The 26,609-nt window shown below is 51.6% G+C and carries 22 protein-coding genes; 11 read left to right on the top strand and 11 right to left on the bottom strand.

Going from position 1 to position 26,609, the window contains the following annotated elements:
* Window positions 1–18: 18 nt before the first annotated feature.
* The 3 genes from HQN87_RS11935 to HQN87_RS11925 form a co-directional block, all read right to left on the bottom strand.
* The gene (locus HQN87_RS11935; protein WP_173132805.1) at window positions 19–1,023 is read right to left on the bottom strand and encodes a sensor histidine kinase; all 1,005 of its coding nucleotides are present in this window, start codon (window positions 1,021–1,023) and stop codon (window positions 19–21) included.
* Window positions 1,020–1,709, bottom strand: coding sequence for a response regulator transcription factor (locus tag HQN87_RS11930; RefSeq protein ID WP_173132802.1), 690 nt, complete (start codon window positions 1,707–1,709; stop codon window positions 1,020–1,022). Before HQN87_RS11930 ends, HQN87_RS11935 begins: the two co-directional genes overlap by 4 nt.
* A gap of 102 nt (window positions 1,710–1,811) precedes the next feature.
* On the bottom strand, window positions 1,812–2,771 hold the full coding sequence (locus HQN87_RS11925; protein ID WP_173133664.1) for a LacI family DNA-binding transcriptional regulator: 960 nt from the start codon (window positions 2,769–2,771) through the stop codon (window positions 1,812–1,814).
* A 189-nt stretch (window positions 2,772–2,960) separates the two neighbouring features.
* Between HQN87_RS11925 and HQN87_RS11920 the strand changes: the two genes are divergently transcribed.
* A complete protein-coding gene (locus HQN87_RS11920) occupies window positions 2,961–3,509 on the top strand; it encodes a DUF5677 domain-containing protein (protein ID WP_367272716.1) in 549 nt (182 codons plus the stop codon).
* Window positions 3,510–3,554: 45 nt separating this feature from the next.
* Here the strand turns inward: HQN87_RS11920 and HQN87_RS11915 are convergent, their stop codons facing one another.
* Window positions 3,555–4,295 carry an SDR family oxidoreductase gene (locus HQN87_RS11915; RefSeq protein ID WP_173132796.1) on the bottom strand — a complete coding sequence of 247 codons (741 nt, stop codon included), beginning with the start codon at window positions 4,293–4,295 and terminating at the stop codon, window positions 3,555–3,557.
* A gap of 161 nt (window positions 4,296–4,456) precedes the next feature.
* Here HQN87_RS11915 and HQN87_RS11910 point away from each other — a divergent pair, with 161 nt between their 5' ends.
* The 4 genes from HQN87_RS11910 to HQN87_RS11895 all read left to right on the top strand — a co-directional run bounded on the left by HQN87_RS11910 (window position 4,457) and on the right by HQN87_RS11895 (window position 6,800).
* Window positions 4,457–5,029, top strand: coding sequence for a TetR/AcrR family transcriptional regulator (locus HQN87_RS11910; RefSeq protein WP_173132793.1), 573 nt, complete (start codon window positions 4,457–4,459; stop codon window positions 5,027–5,029).
* 100 nt (window positions 5,030–5,129) lie between these two features.
* Window positions 5,130–5,345 (top strand): DUF6199 family natural product biosynthesis protein, encoded by a 216-nt coding sequence (locus HQN87_RS11905; RefSeq protein ID WP_173132790.1) that lies wholly within the window; start codon window positions 5,130–5,132, stop codon window positions 5,343–5,345.
* 83 nt (window positions 5,346–5,428) lie between these two features.
* On the top strand, window positions 5,429–6,010 hold the full coding sequence (locus HQN87_RS11900) for a LysE family translocator (RefSeq protein WP_173132787.1): 582 nt from the start codon (window positions 5,429–5,431) through the stop codon (window positions 6,008–6,010).
* Window positions 6,011–6,026: 16 nt separating this feature from the next.
* Entirely contained in the window at window positions 6,027–6,800 is a 774-nt protein-coding gene (locus tag HQN87_RS11895; RefSeq protein WP_173132784.1) for an AraC family transcriptional regulator, read from the top strand.
* Window positions 6,801–6,918: 118 nt separating this feature from the next.
* On the opposite strand, the gene HQN87_RS11890 is transcribed toward HQN87_RS11895, so the two are convergent.
* From HQN87_RS11890 to HQN87_RS11880, 3 genes are all read right to left on the bottom strand, one after another.
* The gene (locus HQN87_RS11890; protein WP_173132781.1) at window positions 6,919–12,459 is read right to left on the bottom strand and encodes a DUF8202 domain-containing protein; all 5,541 of its coding nucleotides are present in this window, start codon (window positions 12,457–12,459) and stop codon (window positions 6,919–6,921) included.
* Window positions 12,460–13,223: 764 nt separating this feature from the next.
* Window positions 13,224–13,913: a hypothetical protein gene (locus tag HQN87_RS11885; protein ID WP_173132778.1), complete on the bottom strand. Its 690-nt coding sequence runs from the start codon at window positions 13,911–13,913 to the stop codon at window positions 13,224–13,226.
* 167 nt (window positions 13,914–14,080) lie between these two features.
* Entirely contained in the window at window positions 14,081–14,635 is a 555-nt protein-coding gene (locus tag HQN87_RS11880; protein WP_173132775.1) for a hypothetical protein, read from the bottom strand.
* Window positions 14,636–14,878: 243 nt separating this feature from the next.
* Between HQN87_RS11880 and HQN87_RS11875 the strand changes: the two genes are divergently transcribed.
* The 4 genes from HQN87_RS11875 (at window position 14,879) to HQN87_RS11860 (ending at window position 18,555) form a co-directional block, all read left to right on the top strand.
* A complete protein-coding gene (locus HQN87_RS11875; protein ID WP_173132772.1) occupies window positions 14,879–15,373 on the top strand; it encodes an RNA polymerase sigma factor in 495 nt (164 codons plus the stop codon).
* The gene (locus HQN87_RS11870; RefSeq protein WP_173132770.1) at window positions 15,374–16,369 is read left to right on the top strand and encodes an anti sigma factor C-terminal domain-containing protein; all 996 of its coding nucleotides are present in this window, start codon (window positions 15,374–15,376) and stop codon (window positions 16,367–16,369) included.
* A gap of 187 nt (window positions 16,370–16,556) precedes the next feature.
* Complete coding sequence (locus HQN87_RS11865) at window positions 16,557–17,201, top strand: DEAD/DEAH box helicase family protein (protein ID WP_173132768.1); 645 nt, start codon at window positions 16,557–16,559, stop codon at window positions 17,199–17,201.
* A 406-nt stretch (window positions 17,202–17,607) separates the two neighbouring features.
* A complete protein-coding gene (locus HQN87_RS11860) occupies window positions 17,608–18,555 on the top strand; it encodes a serine hydrolase domain-containing protein (protein ID WP_173132766.1) in 948 nt (315 codons plus the stop codon).
* Between the two features lie 850 nt (window positions 18,556–19,405).
* Here the strand turns inward: HQN87_RS11860 and HQN87_RS11855 are convergent.
* Window positions 19,406–20,164 (bottom strand): CPBP family intramembrane glutamic endopeptidase, encoded by a 759-nt coding sequence (locus HQN87_RS11855; protein ID WP_173132764.1) that lies wholly within the window; start codon window positions 20,162–20,164, stop codon window positions 19,406–19,408.
* A 163-nt stretch (window positions 20,165–20,327) separates the two neighbouring features.
* Between HQN87_RS11855 and HQN87_RS11850 the strand changes: the two genes are divergently transcribed.
* Window positions 20,328–20,690 carry a hypothetical protein gene (locus HQN87_RS11850; protein WP_173132762.1) on the top strand — a complete coding sequence of 121 codons (363 nt, stop codon included), beginning with the start codon at window positions 20,328–20,330 and terminating at the stop codon, window positions 20,688–20,690.
* A gap of 119 nt (window positions 20,691–20,809) precedes the next feature.
* Here the strand turns inward: HQN87_RS11850 and HQN87_RS11845 are convergent, their stop codons facing one another.
* From HQN87_RS11845 to HQN87_RS11835, 3 genes are read right to left on the bottom strand one after another with little or no spacing between them, the layout of a single operon-like run.
* Window positions 20,810–22,804 (bottom strand): chemotaxis protein CheA, encoded by a 1,995-nt coding sequence (locus HQN87_RS11845; RefSeq protein WP_254075467.1) that lies wholly within the window; start codon window positions 22,802–22,804, stop codon window positions 20,810–20,812.
* A gap of 15 nt (window positions 22,805–22,819) precedes the next feature.
* A complete protein-coding gene (locus tag HQN87_RS11840) occupies window positions 22,820–23,245 on the bottom strand; it encodes a chemotaxis protein CheW (protein ID WP_173132760.1) in 426 nt (141 codons plus the stop codon).
* Between the two features lie 22 nt (window positions 23,246–23,267).
* Window positions 23,268–24,857: a methyl-accepting chemotaxis protein gene (locus tag HQN87_RS11835; protein ID WP_173132757.1), complete on the bottom strand. Its 1,590-nt coding sequence runs from the start codon at window positions 24,855–24,857 to the stop codon at window positions 23,268–23,270.
* 312 nt (window positions 24,858–25,169) lie between these two features.
* Here HQN87_RS11835 and HQN87_RS11830 point away from each other — a divergent pair, with 312 nt between their 5' ends.
* Window positions 25,170–26,507 carry an MFS transporter gene (locus HQN87_RS11830; protein ID WP_173132754.1) on the top strand — a complete coding sequence of 446 codons (1,338 nt, stop codon included), beginning with the start codon at window positions 25,170–25,172 and terminating at the stop codon, window positions 26,505–26,507.
* Window positions 26,508–26,609 lie beyond the last annotated feature (102 nt).

Here is a 26,609-nt window from a genome sequence, read left to right as displayed (position 1 = left end):
AAGCATGTGACACTATTGTCACATGCCGGTCAATCGCTGAAAGTCGTTCTCTCTTGGAAAAGTCAGCGTAAACACACTACCCTGCCCGGGGGTGGATGCGGCGTGAAGCCGGATCTGCAGCGGCTCCGCAACCTGCCGGGTCAGATACAGCCCCATTCCGGTGGCCGCACTCTCCTGGCGTACACGCGAGGAGGTGAACCCTTTATCATAGATCCGCGGCAGATCCCTGGGGTCAATGCCCTGTCCGCTGTCTTCTATGACCAGTACGACATGACCGTCTGCTTCACTGCTTCTAATGAGGATATCTGAGTCTTCGCTGTATTTCACGGCGTTCGTCAGGAGCTGCCTGAGCATGAAGGCCAGCCATTTGCCGTCTGTCAGCACTTCTTCCGCCGCAAGGTCCACGTCAAACCCGATTCCCTTCGAGATGCACCAGGATTTCAGCGCCCGGATCTCCTTATTGAGGATAGGCGCGAGACTTACCTTCTCAATGAACAGGTCATTGCGGATAAAAGGAATCCGCTTCTGATGCAGCTGCTGGTCCAGCAGATGGTGAATCCGCAGCCATTCGTACATCAGCTGCCGCTGCAGTGTCTCATCCGTCAGACGTTCAATCATGAGCTGCATCGCGGTCAGCGGGGTTTTGACCTCGTGAATCCAGGAGAGCAGCTCGTCCTTCTCCGACTCCAGCAGCTGATAATTGACGGAGGATTCACGCTTGTAGCGGTCCGTCTGGGCGCTCACCGCCTCCAGCACAATCTGCTCCATCGGACTTCCCGGCTCCACAACCGCTTGAAGGTCGTAGATCTGATCCCAGGCTTCCAGGCTTCTATAGAACCGGGTCTCCCGGGGGTATCTCAGGAAGACGAAGGCCAGGAAGAGCAGCGTGTTCAGCATTACGATATACAGGACCGGCAGCAAGGGAATCGAGGAATCCACATAGGCCACGAAGATAATGATCGCTTGCAGAACGGCCAGCAGCAGCAGCCAGCTTCGCTTCTCGGTGATGTATTTCCTTATCATTCTGCCGCCTCTTCGGTCGCTATATACCCTTGCCCGACCTTGGTCTCAATGAAAGACTCCAGCCCCAGCGGTTCCAGCTTTTTGCGCAGCCGGTTCACGTTCACGGTCAGGGTATTATCGCTGACAAAATGCTCGTTGTCCCACAGGCTCTTGATGATCTCCTCACGCTCCACGATACGGTTCTTGTGCTCAAGCAGTATTTTGAGGATCAGCATCTCATTCTTCGTCAGCAGGGCCACGCCCTCGCTGGCCGTGACCGTATTCTTCACGAACTCAATCGCTGCTCCGCGCCAGGTCTTCAGCTCCGTTCCATCCTTGCTGTAATTATAGACCCGGCGGAGCGTAGCCTGAATCTTGGCAATCAGCACTTCAAAGTGGAAGGGCTTCTGGATGAAGTCATCCGCTCCAAGCTGCATGGACATTACCATATCACTCGGATGATCGCGGGAGGAGAGGAAGATAATCGGCACGTTGGAGTGGCTGCGCAGAATCCGGCACCAGTGGAAGCCGTCGAACTGCGGCAGCTGAATATCTATCACCACCAGATCCGGCTTCACCTCCGTGAATTCCTGCAGGACCTTGCCGAAATTCGTAATCCCGTACACCTCATAAGACCACTGGGCCAGCCTTTCCTTAATCTCCCCAAACAGGGTGATGTCGTCTTCGATCAGCATAATTTTGAACAATAGGGACTCTCCTTCAGCAGTATTGCTATTCATTAATCCAATTGGATAATTATACTTCACATTGATGAATTGACAAAGGCTTGGGCAAGCTCTAGCCCTCACTCATACGGTCTGCCGCTCAATCAGGTTCAAATGAATCTCTTCATGGGCCTGGCTTCCGTCCACCGCCTGCAGCAAAGCCCTCCGTCCGATCTCCACCAGCGGGATCTCGAAGGTCGTGATGTGCATCATTCTGGCGATCGGCTGATTGTCGAACCCTACAATAGCAAGCTGACCCGGCACCTCAATCCCATTCTCCCGGCAAAAGGACAGAATTCCCGCCGCCACCTGATCACTGGTAACCAGCAGTGCAGTGGGAGGGTCGTCCATCTTCAGAATCCGCTGCATAATCCATTCCCCGTCTTCCAGCTGCACACAATCATAGAACATATAGTCATGGTTATAGGCTTCATTCCGGTTCATATAGAAGTCCCGGTAGGCCGATTCCCTTAAATTGCTGTTAGGACTGGACTGTCTGGCCAGGCAATAGCCGATCTTATAATGACCTTTGCCCCGCAAATAGGTAAGCGCACGGGTAAAGCTCTGATAATGATCCATAAAAATGGAGGACACCTGATGTCCCCTGCCGTCCTCCAGGACAATTATAGGCCCATACTGCACATACTCGTCAACAATCTCCCAGCTGCAGGTCCGCGAACAGATAATCAGCGCATCAATTTGCTTCAGCTTCAGCATCATCAGTGCATCCAGCTCCCGCTCTGCTTCATAGTTGGACTGAATCAGCACCAGCTTATAATTATCCTTGATAGCCTCATCCGCTATTCCTTCCACGACCATCCCGAAATACGGCCGCGTGATATAGGGAACGACCACCCCTATCAGATTCGTCCTGCCCCTGCTTAGATGTACTGCATTAATATTACGTTCATAATCAGCCGTCTCCATGGCCTGCAGAACAGCTTCCCTCTTCGCCTTGCTTACATAAGGATGGCCGTTAAGAACACGGGACACCGTTGTGACCGAGACTCCGGCCAGCTTCGCAATATCTTTGATATTCGCCATAATTCCACCTTCCCATGCTTGCTGCATATCCCTTATACTCCTGTTAATTTTACCTCAAACCGCCGGAATGCGTTACATTCAGACCACAAATAAAGCGTTTGACATGGAAGGCGTTTCATAGATTACAGTGGAGTTAGAGACCCGTCCGGCAGCCGAATGACGGTAAGAGGGAAGGAAGAGGTGAGTGGAATGCACGAGGAAGAGCTACTGATGTCCAGTGCGGGAACAGATGGGGAACCTGCGGTTACGTATGAGGAGATGATCTGCCTGCTGGAGGCCTGCCTGATTGAACAGCCTTTTCCGCAAAATCTGATGTCCCATATCGCATATTACTTCATCAGCCGTTTCCGCCAGTCGATGCCCGCACTGCGCCTGCTGCTGAATTCCGGCTACCCGGCAGAAGCCGGCAACATTCTGCGTATGCTGGTTGAATATACAATCACCTTAAAATTCATAGCGAATCAACCGGATATACGTGCATCCCGGTTTATAGAAGAGGCCAGCATCATTCCGCTACATCCGGAATTTGAAATGCTGGCCATGGCTGAAGAAACGAAAATGCTGGATTGGTTCCACTCCATCTACCTGCCCTATTCAAGCGCTATTACGATGCATTCGAGCCGGGAGCTTGATGAGTTATTTGTGCCAGGCTGCCATGAAGACTGTGACACTATGGATTTGCTCGCCTTATCCTGTGATTTGGCTGTGGTCCTGCTGGACTGTATCCGTTCGCTCTGATTTTGTCCGGTGATCTTCCTCTATTTCATTCCTCATAGACTCCTTTTAAGGCAGGATCGTCGGTCTGACCACAATCTCATTCACACTGGTATCCTCAGGTTCATTAATCGCATATACAATTGCTCTGGCAATACTGTAAGGAGATATTGCCATGCTGTTCATCTGGCCCGCCATCGCCCGGATTTCCGGACTGCTGATCGTATGGGCCAGCTCTGTATCCGTCATCCCCGGCGAGATAATGGTCGAGCGAATGTGTGAAGTTGGGGATTCTTCCTGCCGCAATCCCTCGGAGATGGCGCGGACGGCATATTTGGTGGCGCTGTATACCGCAGATGATGGACTTACGCTATAACCTGCTACCGAGGACAGGTTGATGATATGCCCCGACTGCTGCTCCCTCATAACCGGCAGAACGGCAGCGATGCCATACAGCACACCTTTGATGTTGACATCAATCATCTGATCCCATTCGTGTACCTTCAGCTCCTGCAGCATGGATGCGGGCATTACTCCGGCGTTATTCACCAGTACATCGATCCGTCCGTATTGCTGCAGGGCGAACCTTGCCAGCTTCTCCAGGTCCTCCGCAGAAGTTACATCGGTCTGCAGATATACCGCATCACCGCCTTCCTGCACAATTTCACTGACGATGGTCTGCAGGCGCTCTGTTCTTCTGGCTGCCAAGACGAGCCTTGCGCCTGTTTGAGCCAGCAGCCGGGCTGCAGCTTCACCTATACCGCTTGAAGCTCCCGTAATGATGATTACCTTGGATGGTTTGTTATTCACTTGTGACCTCTCCTTTTATTCAACTCGTGTTGATTATCTGACTGGTGTTGATTATTATTATATAGAGATGAGATGGCTATTCAATCGCTAATGTAAGCGGAAATGTCCTATATGCAACAAGCGCAGGCCATGTGTTCATTAACTGGAGGAGGTTCATCATCATGGGTACCGGAATCAAGACAGACAGACGGATTCTGAGAACAAGAGAAGCGATTAACAGAGCCTTTCTGGAGCTTTTTGCCGAGAAGGAGCTGGAACAAATCACAATTAACGAGATCGCGGAACGGGCGAATGTAAACCGGGGGACCGTCTATCTCCACTACACCGACAAATATGATCTGCTCAACAGATGCATTGAGGAACACCTGGGCACAATGTTCCTATCCTGCAATATGACCCGCACTCCGGATGGAGATGTTGGACTCATCCGCGAAATGAAGCCGGTATTTCGCTATTTCGAACAGAACTTCCTGTTCTTCTCCGCTATGCTTGCCAACCAGAGAACCACAATCTTCCGTGAACGCCTGCTGGAGATTGTCTCATCGAATGTAATTCATAAGCTGGAGATGGAGAAGTCTGTTCCTGAAGAAATGGATAAGCAGCTCATTGCCCATTTCATGGCTTCAGCTTTCGTGGGTACTGTCGAGTGGTGGATTCAGAACCGGATGCCGCATACTCCGGAAGAGATGGCGCAGCAGGTGCGGAGGTTGTTTGAGGGGAATACAATATTGTGAAACCTCCCCTAAGCCAAGTAACGTATTAGATACTAACGGCTAAACATTTGAATCTACTGAGGAGCTGATTATCATCGAAGCTTTTACCGGAATCTTCGTCTTGTTATTCGGAATAGCAATCAACTTATTTGCCTTATATGTGCGCAGACACCCTACCTTCACCTGGCAGATGAGTGAGGGCTGGAAAACGAAAGGAGATAGTGAACCCAGTGACGCCTACATCAGCTCCATGCGCTTCAGAGGGGCAGTGGCCTTATGGATGGGATCATTCGTCATGGTGATGGGGATATTGACAATATGGAGTGCTCTCGGCTAATGGAATAGCGAGCTGCAATAATGTACTATAGCCATTCCCGCTCCCGGTGTATATTCATGGAACTACTTACACCGGAGGTCATCATGAATATCCTTTCTTTTATAATCTATTGTGTTGTGGTTACCTTCACACCCGGCCCGACCAATATTGTGATCCTCTCCTCTGTGCAGCACTATGGGGCCAGGAAAACAATGGGATACGTCGGCGGAGCCACACTCGCGTTCGGATTGCTTCTTGCCGCATCCGCTCTGCTGAACCGCCTGCTGGCGGGCATTCTCCCGCATCTTCTCGGCGTCATGCAGCTCATCGGCAGCCTGTATATGCTCTACCTTGCTTATCAGGTGTACAGGATGGGCCGTTCTGAAGCCGCGGGCCGGCAGGCCTCCGGCTTCCTCTCCGGGCTGGTGATGCAATTCGCCAATCCGAAGGTGCTACTGTTCACACTGACTGTGATCCCAAGTTATGTTATGCCCTATTATAGCTCACCCGCAGCAGCCTTCCTCTTCGTCATAGTTATTACTGTGATCGGTTTCCTGGCCTTTACTGCCTGGGTCATATTCGGCTCCGTATTCAAGAGCTTACTGCAGCGGCATCAGCGGATAATGAATAATCTAATGGCTCTTTTTCTAGTATACTCTGCTGTAATGGTATCCGGTATTATATAGAGCGGCGGTGATTCAAGTGGAGCAATTCAATTATAAAAAGTCAGCAGAGATCCTCGCCTTATCGGCCAGCATGACAGATTTCACCTACAAAAAGCATTGCCATGAAGAATACGCCGTAGGCGTTACCCTGCGCGGCATTCAGCAATATACACTGGACGGCAGCTTCCAGGCTTCGCACAGGAACGGGGTTATGCTGTTTAACCCGGAGCAGATTCATGACGGCAGCTCTTACGACCGGGCAGGCATTGACTACGTCATGCTGTATATCAAGCCTGACCTGATGGCTGAGCTTCTGGGCCAACAGGAACTGCACTTCACCACTCCGATCGTCTATGACAGGGAGCTGGCACATTGCATCTGTAACCTCAGTCACGCTGTCCAGAGCGGGGCCGACGAGTCACTTAGCAGCGAACTGCTTATCCGGCTCGCCAACCGCTTGTCCCATACGGAAATACAGACGCCGCGGCGGATTAACAATGCTTTTGTCAACAAAGCCAAAGAAATGATGTACTGCAGCCTGGACCAGGTACTGAAGCTCGACGACCTCGCGCGGGAGTTCAACCTATCCAAATACCAGTTCATCCGCGAGTTCAAAGCCCATACCGGAACCTCACCCTATCAATTCTTCCTGAACTGCAAGGTCGAACACGCCAAGCAATTCATCGAGAAGAACAGGGACATCTATTCCGCTGTAGCAGACTACGGCTTCACAGACCTGACCCATCTGAACCGTCATTTCAAAAGTGTCTTCGGCATCACGGCTTATGAATATATGTTGCAGTTGGGCTAACAGGCACGGTCATTTGATGCATTTCGTTATCCACGATAGGAACACAAACAAGAAAGGGCCGCCCTCGTCATTCTCATGACTTGGACAGCCCTTCCTTTGTAAGCCTACAACTGTATACCTACTGCTTGATAATCATCTCGCCGCCTTCCGGCCGGCTTGTGTAGCTGTGATCCTGGGATGCCTCCTCAATCTGATGGAACGCCCAGTGGATCGTCGGCACATCGGACCATAATGGAACGGTCTCCCCGTACAGCGGTCCTCTTTCCAAAATACGGTTAAATACAGTAACTCCCTCGGCACGGGTCAAGGCTTTGTCCGGCTGGAATCTGCCATTCGTCATGCCTTCCATATAACCGGCCTCTTTCGTTTGGCCGATTGCCTTCTCTGCCCAATGGCCAAGGGCGTCGTTATAGCTGTGTTCTCCTGTACCTGAGAGTGCTTTCCAGCGCACAATGATGACTGCCATTTCCGCTCTGGTGATGCCCTGCTCCGGTCTGAAGCTTCCATCTGTCATGCCCTTCATCAGTCCGGCACCTGTGACCTGACGGATGGCTTCTGCTGCCCAGTGGCTGCCTGAGACATCCGAGTATTGGACTGCGTTTGCACCTTGCAGCTCCAGCACCCGGTATAGAATCATGGCGACCTGCGCTCTGGTCAGCGCGTTCTCCGGCTTGAATGTTCCGTCCGGCATACCGACCATATAAGCGCGATGGCTTCCGGCAGCCCCGTTATCCAGATTAAGAATAGTGAAGGTGCTGAACTTCCCGATGGTGAAGGACAATCCCAGTTTGTTGTCGCCATACGCTACAACGGCGGGCTTCACCAGTTCCCGTTCCCCATCGCTGTGTTCAATGAACACGGCCAGCTTCGACAGATAAGCTTCTCTTGCACGTGCCTCTGCCGGTACATGACTGCTGTTCAATGGCAATGTGATGGTTACGGGACGGCTTGTCATATTGGTTTCAATCGTCATGGGACGATCTACCACATAGACATTGCCGTTGTTCAGTACCTTGCGGACCAACTCCTCGGTTCTGGCCCGTTCTTCAACCTGCTTACGCTCGCTTTCCTGTTTGACAGGAATGAGGTGGAAATACAGATTCGGGTACAGGCCGCTAAGCGAGGCATTCGGAATAGTAATCATTCCGTTGTCCGTATAGATTTCCAGGTTTAGACCGGCATCTTGTACAGCTTTCACTGCCGCATCCGGCAACTCCACCCGGACATCTTTTACAATATCCTGTTTGTCCGGAATGACAATACGAACGCTTGTCGAGCGGGCAGCTAATGTCTTTTCAACCGCTTCAAGAGCTTTAGCCGTGGTAAACGTCACTTTATCACTCTTGCTGCCATCGTTATTTGTCGTTCTTTCAATTTCAGTTTTTGCAACAATTCCATAACCTGTGGCCTCGACATCTACCGTTATTCTCTCTACTACCGGTAGGGCCGGTGTAGGTGTATTAGAAGGGACATATGGCGTCTGGGAAGGCTGATTAGGCTCAAGAGGCGCGGATTGGCGTCTCACGGTAACCGTGTACGTTTTGTCGCTGCCATCCGTTTCCCGAACTACGATGGTTACAGTATTATCGCCTACATTCAGAGTCACCGCAGCACTTGCTTGCCCCGTCCCGGCAACCTGGCCGTTAACCGTAATGGCTGCGCCCGGATGAGCAGCTGCCAATGTCAGCTGAAGCTCGGAGACATTGTACTCCACGTTAAGACTGTATTCGTATACGCTCGCCGTTACACTTGGCTGAATCATGCCAGAGGATGGCGTAATATTCACCAATCCGCTCTTTGCAACCAATGCCCCGTAAGCCGCTTGCAATGCTTCTAATGCCGCGTCCACCTCTGCCTGCGTGGCAGTTGCGCTTCCCAGCACCGTTTGCGCAGTGGTCAGTATGGACTCGTAGCTCGCCCAGCTTGCTGGCGTATAGGTCTCCTTGTCCAGAATAGCGGACAAGTCCACTTCTGCTTGCAGCTTACTCTTGTCCACGACTGGTACCACAGGAACCTCCACCAGTGCTTCACGCGCTGCCGTCAGCTCCGCCAGTGCCGTGTCCACTTCGGTCTGCGTTGCAGTCGCGCTACCTAGCACTGCTTGCGCGGTCGTCAGCTTGGACTCGTAACTCGTCCAGCTTCCCGTCGTGTAGTCTTCCTCGTCCAACGTGGAAGACAAGTTCACTTCCGCTTGCAGCTTGCTCTTGTCCACCACTGGTTTCAGCACCAGCGCTTCTCGCGCTGCCGTCAGCTCCGCCAGTGCGGTGTCCACTTCGGTCTGCGTCGCAGTCGCGCTTCCCAGCACCGCTTGCGCAGTCGTCAGCTTGGACTCGTAGCTCGTCCAGCTTCCAGTCGTGTAGGCTTCCTCTTCCAGCGTGGAAGACAAGTTCACTTCCGCTTGCAGCTTGCTCTTGTCTGGTTTGAGCACCAGCGCTTCACGCGCTGCCGTCAGCTCCGCCAGTGCCGTGTCCACTTCGGTCTGCGTTGCAGTCGCGCTTCCAAGCACCGCTTGCGCGGTGGTCAGCTTGGACTCGTAGCTCGTCCAGCTTCCCGTTGTGTAGTCTTCCTCGTCCAACGTGGAAGACCGATCCACTTCCGCTTGCAGCTTGCTCTTGTCCACCACTGGTTTCAGCACCAGTGCTTCACGCGCTGCCGTCAGCTCCGCCAGTGCTGTGTCCACTTCGGTCTGCGTTGCAGTCGCGCTTCCCAGCACCGCTTGCGCGGTCGTCAGCTTGGACTCGTAGCTCGTCCAGCTTCCAGTTGTGTAGTCTTCCTCGTCCAGCCCGGAAGACAGATCCACTTCCGCTTGCAGCTTGCTCTTGTCCACGACTGGCTTCAGCACCAGCGCTTCACGCGCTGCCGTCAGCTCCGCCAGCGCTGTGTCCACTTCGGTCTGCGTCGCAGTCGCGCTTCCCAGTACCGCTTGCGCAGTGGTTAGCTTGGACTCATAGCTCGTCCAGCTTCCAGTTGTGTAGTCTTCCTCATCCAATGTGGAAGACCGATCCACTTCCGCTTGCAGCTTGCTCTTGTCCACGACTGGCTTCAGCACCAGCGCTTCACGCGCTGCCGTCAGCTCCGCCAGTGCTGTGTCCACTTCGGTCTGCGTCGCAGTCGCGCTTCCCAGCACTGCTTGCGCGGTGGTCAGCTTGGACTCGTAACTCGTCCAGCTTCCAGTCGTGTAGTCTTCCTCATCCAATGTGGAAGACCGATCCACTTCCGCTTGCAGCTTGCTCTTGTCCACCACTGGCTTCAGCACCAGCGCTTCACGCGCTGCCGTCAGCTCCGCCAGTGCCGTGTCCACTTCGGTCTGCGTTGCAGTCGCGCTTCCAAGCACCGCTTGCGCGGTGGTCAGCTTGGACTCGTAGCTCGTCCAGCTTCCCGTTGTGTAGTCTTCCTCATCCAACGTGGAAGACCGATCCACTTCCGCTTGCAGCTTGCTCTTGTCTACTACGGAAATCGTTTTGGAGGCCATGTTGGTTTTTCCGTTTTTGGCTGAAGTCACTTCTACCGTGTATTTGCCATACGGCAGTGCCTCTTCCGGCTCAAAACTCCATGTGCCATCCGCTTTTACAGTTACTGTCGGGGTTCCGATGGTATGCCCGTCCTGATCTTTGATAATAGCCGTTACCGTAGCTCCGGGATCTGTCGTTCCCTGGAACTCCGGCGTGGTATCGGTTACCATCTCACCGCCAGGAGCTGTAATGACAAGTGTCGGCACCGGGACGTTGACCGTAATTCCCTTGGTGGCAACCGCAGACTTGACGCCCTTGGTGGCTGTCGCCTCAATAGTGTACTCACCATCTTGTAAGTTGGCGCCCGGGGTGAATGACCACTTCCCGTCCGCTTCCACAACGGCATTTCCGCCTGCGCCAGTCACAATATGACCGTCTTTATCCTTGATTACAATCGCAACGGCAGAACCCGGCTCGGCTTCCCCTGTAATCTCAGGCTTAGGCGCAGTGACCAAGCTCCCCGCAGGCTGGATGATTTGGAGCGAGTCAATGAACTGATCCTTTGGACTCACCGTGAACGGCTTCGCAGGAGCTCCGTAAGTGCTTTTGAGCGAACCCGTGCCATTATAGTCCACGTTCACAGTCTTCCCTTTAACATCCGTTCCCTCAGGCAGCGTCAAAATCAGCTTCTTAGGATCGGCAGGGTCCACTCTGTAGGTGATGCTCCCGGTAGGTACGGCTGTGTCCGCGATCTTAACACTGAAACCAGCCAAATTACCCGTTGCCATCTCCTGGTCGAAGGTGAGTACGATCTCATGCCCGCCAGCCGCAACCTGTTCGAGCAAGCCCTCTTGTAGTTCAGGAGCCTCCGCTGCAAAAGTGAAGAATTGTCCATCCTTCAACGTTACTTTCACAGCATAGTGAGGTACGTTGCCGAGTGTGATTGGACTTAATTCGTATTCAGTAGCTTGTGCGAAGTCGGTGTCCGTATCGCTCACCAGCAGCTTGACCGTTTCCGGGGCAGCCGTTGCCGGAATGGCAATCTCAACCTCTCCCACACTTCCGTTATTCTGAACCTTCCAGATCCGTTCGGCCTGATACCAATCCGGCGAGCCAAGCTGTCCGGTGAACTTAACCGGTTTGCCGTTATCCCCCCAGATCAGATATTGTCCGTTTGCAAGTACAGCTGTATTTCCACTGTTTGCTTCAGCAAGCCCAGCCAGACCAATCGCCACTTGTGTATCTTTATTAATGCTTCGGCTCTGCTTCTGGTCCAACTCTTCCAGATTGTCTTTGCCGAGGCCCGCCACATTGTGATGATACGCCGCATTGGCTGTTTTGCTCCACAGAAGTGTACCGTCTGTACCAACATAATCATGGTTTAAAGTGATCCCGTATTTTACAGCCAGATACGTCTCAATCTTCGCTGCATCAGCACTTGTGATGGTGTCATACAAAATAATTTCCGCCACTTCCGCATTTAGACCTGACCAGTTATACTGGGCGGGCGCGTTAGTCGCTCCAATGGAAGGAGTGAATGAGAAGGGAGTGAACGAACCTCCTGACACATTTGTGCTTTTTCCATCAATGGCGGCGGTATGACCCGGTTCCCCTATCTGATAATTCACAAGCTGGTGTCTGTCACGAACCGTGGAAGGAACATAACTATACACATTTGTCAAACCCGGACCGGTACTGACGTTATTAGCGTAGCCGCCCATAACGATTACACCGTTGGAACTCTTCTGATCCGAGCTGCCTACGAGTACACCTGCGCTTCCCGACTCCGGCCATTTGTACACCGTGTACCCTGAGCGGAAGGTAATCGCTTTGTCACCCAGCAGCTTTGCTGAAGGATTATAATGATATGCGCTTAAAGGATTCGCAAATTTCACACTCGGATTGAAGTTCACTCCGCTTTCGTTGTACTGCGGAACTTTCGCTCCATTAGGAAGATCCAGCGTGAATCCTACAGGGTTCGGAGAACGATCCTCCCAGTCTGTTAATCCTCCATTTACAGCCGATGCGCCATCATCCGCCTTCAGCCATAAAACCGGCGCCTGCATACCTCCGCCCGGAGTTCCGCTGGCCGCCTGCACCTTCGCTGGCGCAACTGCCGCTGAGAATCCGCTCGCCACCAGCGTCAGCGACAGCAAGGCCTTCAACGGCCTGTTCCACCATCCTTTACGTTGTGCATGTAAATCCATCTTTCACCTTCCGCCCCTTCTGTAGTCCTTGTTTACAGCTCGAGGAGATCAAAGGCAGACGGTTCCTTTTGGGTAAATCGCTATCTCGAGCTCCAAACAGAACTCTTTATTGTTGAAATACAAGTCTGGCAAATATAACTCTGCTAATCTCTGAATCCTTACAGCAAGCTCAGCTTTCTTCCGTCAAAAACAGTGCCATCCTCTTGTTAGAAACAGCACTCCAAGATCGCTCTCACGAATCCCTCCTTTGGCCTGCCGGTTAAGAACTGCTGACAGTATGTCAGACTGCTCAAGGGGAGAAAGCTAACGGTCAAACATAGCATTCCTTACGCCAGTTCCCGGACCTAAGCTATCTCTGGCACACAGATCTGTGCCTTTAACCATGTTAATCAAAGGATGTGAACAAAATCTGAACAGATTTCGACAAAACGCTGGAATTCCTTACCTTTTTTTCAAGTTACAGCTCCATATTGTCTTCATTAAAATGCAAATCCAAGATTCCACATCCTTTTCTATGTGCTGATTCCGCAGTATTTGCATGTTCGGTATAATCTCTGTATCCCGCCGGAAAAGCGGTCCTTTAATAGACAAAGACTCCGGCAAACCGTACAGGTACGGGAGCCGGAGTCTTCGTCTGCTTTTCAAACGAGTGTTACACATTACCCCCTTATCAGCTGGATGAAGGAGAGGTACTGCCATGAATGCAACCTATTATGATCAAGCCGGATTTTCCAAAAAGAATGTTGTAGTTCATGTGAGATATATCATTGCATTCGCCGGGTGGAATCAATCGAGCCGCTGTCCCGGATATCTGTAATGACTTTGGAGACGATGATCTCCCTGTTCTCATCCAAGCCTTCAATCTCAAACGGAACACCCGCTGTAGCCGGTTGAAAAGCCAGCCAAATCGTCCGGTCTGGCCCCGCCTGAATCAGCTTCGCTTCGGATTTATCTATCCCGGCTTCCTTCTGCTGAACCACAATATGCTGAATGGACGGGTCCAGCACCTCACCGAACAGCATGGGAAAAGGCGTGGAGATTTGCTCCAGCTCAGGCACCCTCATGTAGTTGATCGCCGAAGCGGAAGGATCTTTGCTCATTCCATAGCCTGCTCCCCAGACCCATTTCCAGCCGAGCCAGGTTTTGCGGACATATTCTACTTGAAGATCACTGCCTTCCTGCCGGCCCGCACGGGCAAGAAACACTAGCTTCCCTCTGGCAACAGGCTCCTGATGAATGACGGTCATAGAGTCGGAATGGCGGAATAACTCAACCGCTTCCTCCGGACTTGCGCCAAGCGGGATTTGGAGTGTCTGCTTCAGTCCGAGGGAGTGCGACATCCGCTGGTCAGACCATCCGCCGGGTCTTTCATACATATACAATAATAGATAGAGTACCGCTACAGAAGCTAGAATCACCCCGGCAGCTATCCCCCATCTCCGTGTAGTTTTCATGAATAGATGCATCCCCTGTCCCAAGTGTTTGCGCTTACAACCTCTTCCATCTACTATAGAATATTTCCGGGCAGATTACAAAAAAGCCAGCAGACAAGGTCCTGAAAGGCCCCAGTCTACTGGCTTATGTCGTTCCTATCTATTATATTGATACGAAGCAATTTATATTATTTAACTTCAGTAGCTCCGGTAACTTTACCTTCCAGGACTGCTGTTGCCTTCACATCTTCGCTGGAGAAGTACAGGTTGCCGTCAATGGTAGCATCCTTATACAGGTTGAATCCGTTAGCTTCTACATAAACGTCACCTTTGATCGTGCCGCCTTGAACGCGGAAGTTCTCGCTCTGTACGGTTACTTTCGGTGCTGTAAGGGTGTAAGTAGCTGTAACCTTGTGGTCTGCATCCTGTGCGTACAGGGCAAGCTTACGGTAGATTGGCTTAGCTGTATCATTCTTGTCATGGAATTCGCCTGCTACCACTACATCCTTGTCAACGGTAAGATCGTTCAGCACGGCAACAATCCAGGTTCCCTTGTCGCTAACTGCTGTAGTGAAGGCATCTGCCTGGTTCACGATGGAAGCTGAAGTTACAGCATCCGCTTGCTCAGTGGTAGCCGGTGCTGTAGTAGCTGCTCCACCTGTAGTCTCGTTATTTTTGGCTCCGCAACCCGACAACAATGCTACCGATACCCCTGCTACTACTAATACTTTGAATAATTTCATTTTAACTCCCCCTGTTTCTTTTAGTTAACTTTATTATATATTAAAATTTTATGAATACAACGTGATAATTTTCACGAATTTGTGTCTTTTTTCACAAAGATTCAGTTTAGTAGTCTCATATATAGAAATTCACTGCTGAAGCTGTTGCCGGTATTGAACATTTATAATTAAGGAATACAGATTGTACCGGCTGCTGTAAACTTTTCACGGAGCTTGGCGTTGTATAAGGGAAGGGGGCAAGACATGGCCAAAGACACCATACATCACTTTCTGCAGCAAGCGGGAACTTTGCTATACCGGTATTTGAGGAAACGCGGACTTGCCCGCGAGGACGCTGAAGATATCGTTCAGGACACCTGTTACAAATATCTGGTCTATCAGGACGGGATCGGCTCCAAGCAGGTTATGGGCTGGATGTTCCGGGTCGCGACGAATCAGTTCTATGACCTTAAGCGAAAAGACAAACGCCATCCTACGGTTGATGCTGACGATATTCAGCTTCTTTCCTTGACCCATCTGCCGGAGATCCAGCTGCTGAGGCGGGAAACCGCACAGAATATCCGCGACACCCTTGCTGTACTCTCTGAGCAGCATCAGGAACTGCTAATTCTCAAATATGAGCTGAATCTGACCTATAAGGAGCTCTCCTCCCTGTACGGTATGAATGAGAACACGCTCAAGACTCATGTCACACGCGCCAAAAACCAATTCATCAAACATTATAAGGAGGGCATTTAAATGGAACAGAATCAGGAGCAGGACCCGTTCATTCTCGGAGGGAAAAAGACTCAGCAGCTCATCAGAAAAGCCAGACTCCGCTCCACCCTGAAAACCATTGGAATCATTGTGGTTGTGACCCCGGTTATACTTGCCGTTATCTGGTATGGCCTCTACCACTTGAGACTGAACCAGGGAGACAAGGTACTATCTGAAACTCTCTGGAAAAACGAGATCAGCGCCCCTAATGTTCATCTCAGCAACCAGTCATTGAAATTGGATAGCTTCGGAGGTGAAACGTACAATCAGACTTACAAATGGCTAGGCAGCCAACCTTATATTTGGGAGACCATCGAGGAATCATACAATTTATGGGGCCGCTCCACCGGAAGATATGGCGCATTTGGAGCGATTTCGCCGCCGGAAAAGCTGCGCTCTTCCTCCTCAACCCCCCGTTACAACTCAGCCACCGGTGACCGGGAAATGGTCTTTTATCATCCTGAGATCCAGTATGATTCGTATGAGGACAGCATCCGTCTGCTGAAGCAGCTCGGTGACGATACTTTGGTGGAGCTGGCCTTGTCTTTTGACCATGCCTACACGCTGGAGGAGACGCAGAAGCTTCTACCTGCCGGGCTGCAGCCTGTCTGGTTATGGACGGATGCCTATACTCCCTCTTATAAAAAATACCTGAAAGAAACGCGCCAGACCATCGCAGCTGATTCGATGATCATCTACGGATTCCATGGAGAGCAGTTTGCCCCCTATGGCGGTGTGGACTCCTTCATTAACAGTGTCGAACAGCTGCGGAAGCACGGCAAAAACTTCACCTGGGAAGCAGATCAGGTTCATGAGAGCCTAGCCGGGGATAATGATATTCTGGAACCGGGCGATATTACAATTATTGGTGTAGTCGTAACCGGTACTGCTAAACAGCTGGAAGCTCTGCAGAATCAGGCTTATATTAAAGGCTCCACCTTCGGTGTCGTCTCTAATGCAATAGCGATTCCTAACTAAGCTGCGGCTATTAGAGATCTCTCGTCAAGGCGAAGCATGAATTGGACATCCATTCGTTAGACTGAGATAATACAGGGAAATCCATCAAAGGTGGTGTATGCAGATGCCGGCAACCTGGACATGTCATGCAAACAGAATCAGAGTATCCCCTACTGTTAACTAATCATTTTTACAGGGGGAATGAACAGTGAGAATTTCTGAGCGGTTATTGAAGCAATATCTGAAGCATGTGTACTGGATCTGTGGAGGACCCTGCGGGGGTAAAAGCACTATGGCAGAGCTGATATCAACCAGGCGGGGAATGATTTTCTATTCTTCCGATGAGCATGCGTTTGAATATAAGCAGCTGGCTAATCCGCAGGACCATCCGGCTATTCTAAGGTATTTCGTAGACTGGGAATGGTATTTCCTCGGTCAAGGCAACGACAGGAATCAGTGGCTGGTCTCTGCGGCGGAGGAAAGCATCGAATTCATCCTGCTGGAGCTGCTGCAGATGGGTAACAGCAAGCCGATAATAGTCGATACGGATATAGCCCCGGAGTTCCTGAAGAGTATAGCCGATAATAGGCAGATCGTGTACTTATATGCGGAGGATGAATTGATTCGCCGGGATTACTTCAACCGGGATCATCTGCGGGGAATGCTGGATCTTTTCCCTACCCTGTCAGACCCGGAACGCGCCAAGCGCGAGACACTGGACGGAATCATTGCGAATACCCGTAAATCTCTACAGCAAGCAAGACAGCAGCATGTCCAGTATTATATAAGAAATGCCCGGACCACCAAAGAAGAGATGCTCACCAAGATTGAGGCGCATTTCGGATTAGCATAATTGCAGGTTTGTCCCCCCTTCAAGTGCCATTCCCATATGAAGAGGGGATTTGTTCATTAGGCGTTTGGCAAGGCGTAACGGACCGAGGCGTACGTATTCCGGATGAAAGTCACCCCTTGGGCAAAGGAACGGACCCCATGGAGCTTATTCTTGGAATTTCTACTCTTAAACCTCATGTAGAGAGACGATAAGGTCCACTCTGTCCGTTACACCGCAAAACGTGGTGTTTTCCGGGGAATAGGGTCTCTCAGGTCCGTTAGGAGCAAACTCGGCCGGGCGCCGCAGTTCCGTGGTTCGGAACCTCCGGGATTCAACCCTATTCACAGAGTTAAATCTGATATCTACAAGAACCGCACGGCCACCGTTCAAGCGGTGGCTGTGTATATTACCGAAAGGATAATTCCCTATGAACCTGTCCACACTATCGGCCGCACTTGCGCCGCTGAAGCTGCGAAGCTGTCTGATTCAGCAGCATGGCAAGCTGATCTTCGAGCATTACCGGGATCAGCAGACGGCCTCCGAGCTGGCGAAGATCAATTCCTGCACCAAAAGCATACTTTCCGCGCTAATCTGCATCGCCATGGACCAAGGTCTGCTTCCCGGCCCTGCGGCGCCGCTCGGCGAATTCTTCCCGCAGGTCCGGCGTGATGCTGATCCACGCAAGCAGGACATTACACTCGAACAGCTGCTAACGATGTCCGCTGGCTTCCGCTGGACCGAGTTCGGCGGTGCCAACTCCTTCCCGAAGATGACCCGTTCGCCCCATTGGGTGAATTATGTGCTGGAGCAACCGCTCGCAGATGAACCGGGCACCCGGATGGAATACAATTCGGGGATTTCGCAGTTGCTATCGTCGATTCTGGTACAAGCCACAGGACAGAGCACAGCAAGCTATGCCGAACAGGTTCTATTCGGACCGCTTGGCATCCGGGACTATGACTGGGAATCGGACCCCCAGGGCATCCATACTGGCGGCTTCGGGCTGAAGCTGCGTCCTGTAGACCTGCTGAATTTCGGACAGCTCTATTTGCAGCAGGGGATATGGAAGGATTCGCAGATTATCTCCGGCAGTCGGGCTGCACGTTCAGTACAGCCAGTCATGCACACGGAGCCTCCCCGTCACGGAGGGTATGGCTGGCATTGGTGGACAGATGCCCTGTCCTGCAGCTCAGCAGCCGGAGAATCCAGTCTGGTAGACTACTATTACGCCCGCGGGTATGCCGGACAATTCATATATGTAGTGCCGGAGCTTCAGCTTGTCACTGTGCTGACCCAGGATAACAAGCGCGGGAAGAATAATCCTCCGGCAGATGTGTTCCGTGACTATATCGTACCTTTACTGGGATCTATTTAAGCTTGCGCCTGATTGATGTGGGACTCCCGGGCAAGTCCCGGGGGTCCATTATGTATATACGCACGAATCCCCGCTGCCTGATTGCTTAAGGCACGGGGATTCATGTGTTGTTTACCGTATTCAATTCAATCATTTCCTCCAAGTAACAAAAGCCATATCCCTGACATGGTGTTTGTTCAATTATTCATGTTTCCGTGTTGCCCGTTCGCTCCTGTCCGGAGTGTTGCTCCATGTCCTGCATATGGGGTGAATTCCCGCGTACACGATTTCACGAAAAACGTTTTCACGGACGCTTTTCCTACTGTGAAGAATCGTATTCGTACGCTTCGCTAACCTTTTTCATTGGAATCACGCTCTTTCTTCCGCAAGATCATCTCTTGCTTGAATGAATAGCATTTGGTTCTTCTTCAAAAAAGATTAACTTCCTGGGTTCCCGCATACCCACGATCTGCCAGAAGATGTTATCATCCACCCTCTTGATCAGCAGCCGATTCCGGCACGCTTCGCTAACGCTAGTACATCGGGATTCTCTCCTTTCCTTCATTCATTGCTAAATTTAGGAATGAGGCAATCACCTGCGGGTCCACCTGTGAACACTTGCTGTGGTTCCCTGTGGTGATGTCTACATTATACCCCAGGCAGATTCAAATTTAAACTTTCAAAAACCTGCATATTCCCGTAGAATACACGAAATTTCAGGATGCCCATGAATAACATACCTCTCTCGAAAAATTACTCCGGTTACAGATTATTTGCTTCCAATAGCTGCGTTTTCAAATGTATGCGCTCTCATTGTCAGGTATAAAAACGGCCAGTCAGAGGATTCACTCTCCGTTCTGGCCGGTAAAGTCTACATGGTACGATTATGATTCCTATGTCTGCGGGTCAGCACCATCAACAGATAAATACCATAGATGAGATACAGGATATTCAGGACAGATACGATCAGCACCTCATGCTCCAGGTTCTCATTGCTGACCATCGCAAGCGCATCGTAGAGAAAGTGAAAAGCGATGAGAGGAATAATATTGTGGCCTGCCTCGATCAGCAAGGCAAGTACACAGCCCAGCAGCAGGGCATTGATCACCTGGAGAAGCGTATGTATGAGATCATTTCCGCCAAGCGCATTAGCCATATGTAGAATTCCAAAGAAAAGAGAAGAGAACACAATATAGAATAACGGACCTTTGAATCTAAGGTTATGTCTGATAATTCCTCTGAAAATAGATTCCTCGGTGTACCCTACCAGGAGGGTCATAATTACAATACTGATGACTTCGGGAGCCGTCAGCTCCAGATTGATGCCGTTCATAAGCGGCTGGGCCACCGCAAGAATCAGCAGGGGGATGTAGAACAACACCGCTCTGGACGGCTTGGCCTCCAGCTTGCGGAAGCCGAAGCTCAGGAGCGAGGAATCCTTTCTTTTCATATATACAGTAACAATAATCGCCATCACCAGGAAGGCGCAGGCCTGGGCATTCCGTATCCCCATATCGCCGAACTCCTGAATTGTGGCTACAGCGGAAGCGATGGATACAGCCAGGGTCAGGACCACTCCCCATAACAGCGAGTAGATAACCGGATGTCCTTTTGCAGCGGTGTTCTTCATATTTCGTCTCCTTTATAGTGGATTAACCTGTTGCCCCATTTGGACAATATTGGATTCATTCTAAACGATGCTGTGAAAATATACTATAATAATCTTCCAGTGGGCAAGGCATCGCCTGCGTGCTATAATCTCTGAATCCCCCAATAAGAATGGAACAATCACAATGAATAATCCGATTAAAATCTTCAAAGTAACCGTGCAGCTGGAGAAAGATGAATGCGGGTTCGAGGTCAGCCATTGGCGGCTGCTGGTGGAAACGAGCCGCTATTATGAGATCAAGCCGGAGAGCGGTCCGGTCAAGCGGATATACAAAGAGAAACTGAATACGGTAATGGATGACACCAAATCCTATACAGACGGTTATCTGGCTTGTTCAGCTTTCTGTATCGAAGACCGTATTGATGATATGCACACTGAAATGCTCCATACGCTACAGCTTAAGATCAAGGCTTATATGGAAGAGCTGCATTTAAACCAGCAGGCCCTTGAGCTGCAGTTCAAGAGTCCCAAAAGACGCCTGAAGTAGACGGCATCTCCTTCCGTCACTAGTGGAACCATAAAACCGGAGGGGCCGCAGCAATCTGCGGCCCCTCCGGTTTTGTTATGACACCCGTTATTCACCTCATGTTCCCGGCGGCAAAGAAATCAATGGCTGACCAGATAGGAGGCATCCAGAATCAGGGCCACCCGCCCGTTGCCCAGGATCGTTGCCCCGGACAGATGGTTCATCGTCCCCAGATACGCACCCATTGACTTGATGACCACCTCCTGATTGCCGATAATCTCATCGACGGCAAAGGCGGCAATTCTATCAACGGATCTTACGATTACCAGCGGGATGGTCTTGGAGCGGCGCTCTGTACGGGGATAATGCAGCTTGTCCCGGAGCCAGGAGAGCGGCACAATCCGCCCGTGGTTGATAATCGCCTGTTCCCCTTGGACAACCTGAATCTCCTCGGGGGAGATCCGCACAATCTCAGCCACGTTGTACATTGGCAGAATCAGCACGCGCCTGGACACATTGACCAGCAGGCCCTTGATAATAGCCAGCGTAAGCGGCAGACGGATAATAAACACTGTGCCTGCACCCGGCTCTGTCTCAATATCTATAATCCCGTTGAGGCGTCCAATCTGACTGCGTACAATATCCATCCCCACGCCGCGGCCCGACACTTCACTGACTTCAGAAGCGGTGGAGAAGCCGGGCTCGAAGATCAGGCTCACGGCCTCCTGTGCCGTTAAGTATCCCGCCTGTTCTTCAGTGATGATCCCTTTGCTTAGCGCAGAGGCTTTGATTTTAGCGGCATCAATGCCCTGACCGTCATCCTCCAGACGAATAACGACCTGATTCTCCTCATGAAAAGAGGTCAGCGTAATCCGGCCTTTCGGGGATTTGCCCTGCTGCGTCCGGACCTCCGGGCTCTCGATCCCGTGATCGGCGCTGTTGCGGATCAAATGGATTAACGGATCGCTTAGCTCCTCGATAATGATCCGGTCCAGCTCAGTCTCGCCTCCCTGAATCTGCAGTTCAATGTCCTTCCCCAGCTTCTGGGCCAGATCCCTGACCAGACGCGGAAACCGGTTGAACAGCTGATCAATCGGCAGCATCCGGGTCTTCATCACGCCTTCCTGCAGCTCCTTGATAATACCGCCCATGTGATCCGATACAGAGCCAATATCAGGCAGAACCTTGGCCGGATCATTCCGTTGTCCCGTAGCGCTGAGGTTGGCCAGGGAAGTCTGCTCAATGAGCAGCTCTCCCACCAGATTCATCAAGTGGTCCAGCCGCTCGACACTCACCCGGACCGTCGCCTGTGCCCCATGGGACCGTTCTTTGCCTTGGGAAGAGCCTTGAGACTCAGCCTGCACCGGTTCTGCCGCGGCCTGTGTGTTCGCTCCTGCCGGAGATACAGGCAGGAACGGCGCGATAACCATACTCACCACATCCGTCTCACCCGTAAGCTGTTCGGATACCTGCTCAATCTCCTTAGACGCCGCTGCCACTACAGCAAACTGGCTGTAGCGTACATCTTCATCGGCTCCAGGCGCTGGCGGCGGTGCTAATGCAATAGCGATCACCGGCCCGCAGACCTCTTCAATACGCTGCAGCAGGATGTAATGCCGGGCCGCCTTCATCAGGCATTCTTCTTTCAGGGTCACCGTAAGGGACACTAGCGCATAACCCGCTGCGACAGCTTCTTCCGCCTGAAGCCTCTCCGCTTCATTCAAGACCGGAAGCCGCACCGGCTGCGCTTCGGCCGGCTTATTAATCAATGCCTTGATCTCCGCAACCACCGCGCTGCAATCCGTGAAATCCCCACCGCTGACATATTGGCTGCGCAGCAGCTTCATGGCGTCCAGCGCCCGGAAAAGCGTGTCGATCAGAATGCCGGTAATCTCCGGCTTCTTCTCCCTCACCCATTCCAGCGCATATTCCACCTCATGCGTGAGATCGCTCATCTCGCGGAAGCCCATCGTCGATGCCGATCCTTTGATCGTATGGGCTGCCCGGAATATCGTCTGGATCAGCTCCGCGGTCGGACTATGCTCCAGAGCGAGCAGCGACTGGTCGATCCGCTCCAACTGCTCATTCAGCTCTTCTATAAATATATCGCGGTAGGCAGACAGTTCCATCATCATTGCTTGTTCCCCTTTTCACCCGCCCAATATTTCTTCGAGCTTCAAAATACCAACCAGCTGGTCATCCCGTTGACCCACTCCGTGGAACACCGCATCACGTCCCCGGCTATGTCCGCCTGTGGGGGGATGGATTTCGCCATACGTCGTCACTTTGTTCACCTTGTCCACAATGAGTCCGACGAATTCCTCCCGGTAGTTGACGACAATAATTCTTGTATTCCGGGTGTATGGCTCATCAGCCATGCCGAGCAGATTGCGCAGGCTCATGACACAGACCACTTTCCCGCGCAGATTGACTACGCCCTTCACTTCATTCCGGCTGAAGGGGATATCTGTAATGCTGAGCATTTTGATAATCTCATGAATTTCTTCAATACGGATGGCACAGGTCTCGGCTCCTACAGCAAGCTCGATATATTGTTCCTTCTGTAAGGATGACATAACTTCACCTCAGTCTGTAGGATTAATGGGTCTTGAAGGCGGCTGCCGACTGGGCTAAGTCCTCAGATAACAGAGCCAGAGCCTGGCAGGTAGCTGCCGTCTCCTCAGAAGCCGCTGCAGACTCCTCGCTGGAGGCGGCAATGGATTGAACCGAGCTCATCACCTCAGCAGCCTGGGCGGATTCCTCTTCGCAGGCCGCAGCAATCTCATTAACCTTAAGCGAAGAATTGTTCACCATACTTATAATTTGTTCAAAAGCCTGGCTGGTCATCGAAGACTGCTCCACACTCTCCGCTACCGCCCGGACGCTCTGCTTCGTATTCTCCTGCATCACTTTGATGATCTTCGTAATCTCCTTCGTGGCATCGCTGCTGCGCTCGGCCAGCTTACGGACCTCATCGGCCACCACCGCGAAGCCGCGGCCCTGTTCTCCGGCACGTGCAGCCTCAATCGCTGCATTCAGGGCCAGGAGATTGGTCTGCTCGGCAATATCGTCGATGACCTCGATGATATCGCCGATTTTGCTGGAGTCGTCTTCCAGCTGCTTCATCTGCTGATTGACCGTCTGCATCCCCTGCAGCGAAGTCTCCACCACATATCCGCCTTCCCGGGCTGTGCGCACAGTCTCATTGGATAGCTCTGCCGCTTCCTCTGCACTGGAGGCCACAGAGTCAATCGCCAGGGACAGCTCTTTGAAGAGTTCGGTAATATTGGTAGCGGCTGCCGACTGGTTCGTGCTGGTTCCGGCAATCTCCTGGGTACTTGCTGAGATCTGTTCGGAAGAGGCGGCTACGCTCTGCGAATTCATCACAATTCCGTTGATCAATTCCTTCAGGTTATCCACCATCCGGTTGAGCGCCGCTGCCAGCTGTCCTACCTCATCCTTGGTGGAAATATCCGACTGCTGCGTCAGATTGCCGTTCGCCACCTCAGTGGCCAGATGCAGCATTTTCATCAGGGGTCTGGAGATCGACCTTGCGATCACATAACCAATGATAATACTGAGGATGACAGCCGCTATGACTACTGATATCGTAAGGGTGAGCGACGTAGAATAGGCAGACTGTGAATGGCTGTTCGCTTCCTCCGCCAGCTCAACATTCTCCTTGATCAGGCCATCCAGATTGCTCAGCACGTTCTGCCCCTGTAAGGTCAGCTTGGTGTTCAGGAAGGTATTGAATGCTGCCGTATCATCCTGCCCTGCCAGAACAAGCGCTTCATCAAACAGCTTGTCATAAATCTCATATTCCTTGTCAAAATCGGCCAGCAGCTCTTGCTCCCGTGCGGTAGTCGCAAGCGGCCGGTAGTTGTCCACCTTCTGGACAATATCCTGACGGCCTGCCGCAATCTTGTCCCCGTAATCGGCAATCTTGACAGCATCTGTGGTGTTGCTCATATCCCGCGTATAGACCCGGTTAAGCTGATAGCTGATCTCGGCAGCGGACAGATCCCTGACAGAGATCAGATTATTACTGTACATTTCCTTCATATTCTGGTTACTGCTGCGCAGAGATAGAATCGAGGAGACTCCAAGCCCGGCCAGTATTAAAGAGACAATCAGAAAAGCGGAGATAATTTTTGTGGCTGTTTTCAAGTTTCCGAACCATTTCATGTGGCTTCCCCCTGTGGTTAACATCTAAGCGTCCTTCTTGTCGGCGTTAATCTTACACTCCCCTATCAGCCGAAGGAACATCTTTAGCTATATTTCGACATTTTATGCGAATAAATTAATATCACAATTCTGAATTTGCATATTTATTTCATTGACTTAAAGGGACTTTACCCCTTTATAAATGCACTAATTATCCGCTTTACAGCAACAGCCAGATTCTGCTTGACAGAACCTAGAATTAAGTTATAAATAAACATAATTAGCAATGGATTCAATCCATCTATTATTATCCTTAGCGAAAAGAGGCCTGCCATGTCAACAAAAGTACCTGTGGCCGAAAAAGTGATTTTCTCAGGCGGTCTGCTGGGCCAGAATATGCTGTACAGCTTCATGTCGATGTACATATTGTTTTTCTATACGGATCTGCTGGGGATTCCGGCTACTACAGCCAGTGTCATTCTGGTAGTGGCGAGCATTGTGGATGCTTGTCTGGACCCGCTTATGGGCATGATTACCGACAAAACACGCTCCAGATGGGGCAAATTCCGGCCTTATCTGCTGTTTGCCCCGTTCCTTATCGCGCTGGCGACTATCGTCTGCTTCTGGGACTTCGGTGGTTCTCCCACCCTGACACTGGTGATTGCCACCGTATCCTATCTGCTCTGGGGAATGCTGTACACGGTCTGCGATACCCCGCTATGGGCCTTATCGTCTGTAGTCTCTACAGATCCGGGTGAACGTACCTTATTTGTCACTTTAGGCAAAATCGGCGGAACGCTCGGCGCGGTCGTCATCACCGTCGGCGGAATCCAGCTTCTGCTCGCCTTCGGCGGTGAACGGACTACTGAGGCTTATCTGTATTCGGCCATCATTATCGGGGTCATTGCGGCGCTGTCGATCTTCCTGACAGGAATGCTCACCAAGGAACGGGTGGTTCCTTCTACTGAGACTATTTCATTCCGCCACAACCTGCAGACGGTATACAAAAACAAGCCGCTGCTTACTCTGCTCGCTTCACTGCTGATTATCAATCTGGTGAACGGCATCCGGCAGAGCATTCAGCTCTATTATGTGGTCTATGTCTGGGGGGATGCGGGGTATGCCACACAGGTCGGAATCGCCCTGGTGGTCGGTATGCTGCTGGGGATGATCGCTACGCCGCCGCTGTTGCGCCGCTTTTCCAAGAAGAAGGTGTTCATTGTCTCCTGCATCCTGGGAAGCATCGCCTGTATCCTGCCTTACCTGCTGGGTGACCATAACGTGCTGAATACGCTGGTGTTCTTCGCGGTCAGCTTCTTCTTCTCCGGCATGACTACCATCGTCAGTACTTCGATGCTGCTCGATACTATTGATTATTCGGAGTGGAAGCTGGGCTTCCGGGGCGAAGGCATTGTGTTCTCCACGAACACCTTCATTACGAAGTTCAGCGGGGCGTTGTCGCGGCTTATTATCGGGGCCAGTCTCGGCCTGCTAAGCTATGTGGAGAATCAGCCGGCTACGCCAAGACTCCAGCACGGCCTTAGCTTCGTGATGTTCCTGCTGCCCGCACTCTGCTTCCTGGCCGCTATTCTGCCGATTCTGTTCTATAATATAAGCGAGAAGCAGCGGGTGCAGATCCTGAGCGATTTGAACCAAAGCCGGTCATTGTAGGGGCTAGCGGGAGGATGGTAGCTGATGGAGGAGAGATGATGGCGGGGAGAACCTTGAGAGGGACTAACTGTACCCTTACCACAGATTAATAAGGAGGTATTT

It is taken from the genome of Paenibacillus tritici, assembly GCF_013204885.1.
Lineage (GTDB): Bacteria > Bacillota > Bacilli > Paenibacillales > Paenibacillaceae > Paenibacillus_AQ > Paenibacillus_AQ tritici.
This window is presented reverse-complemented; position numbering and strand designations above follow the sequence as displayed.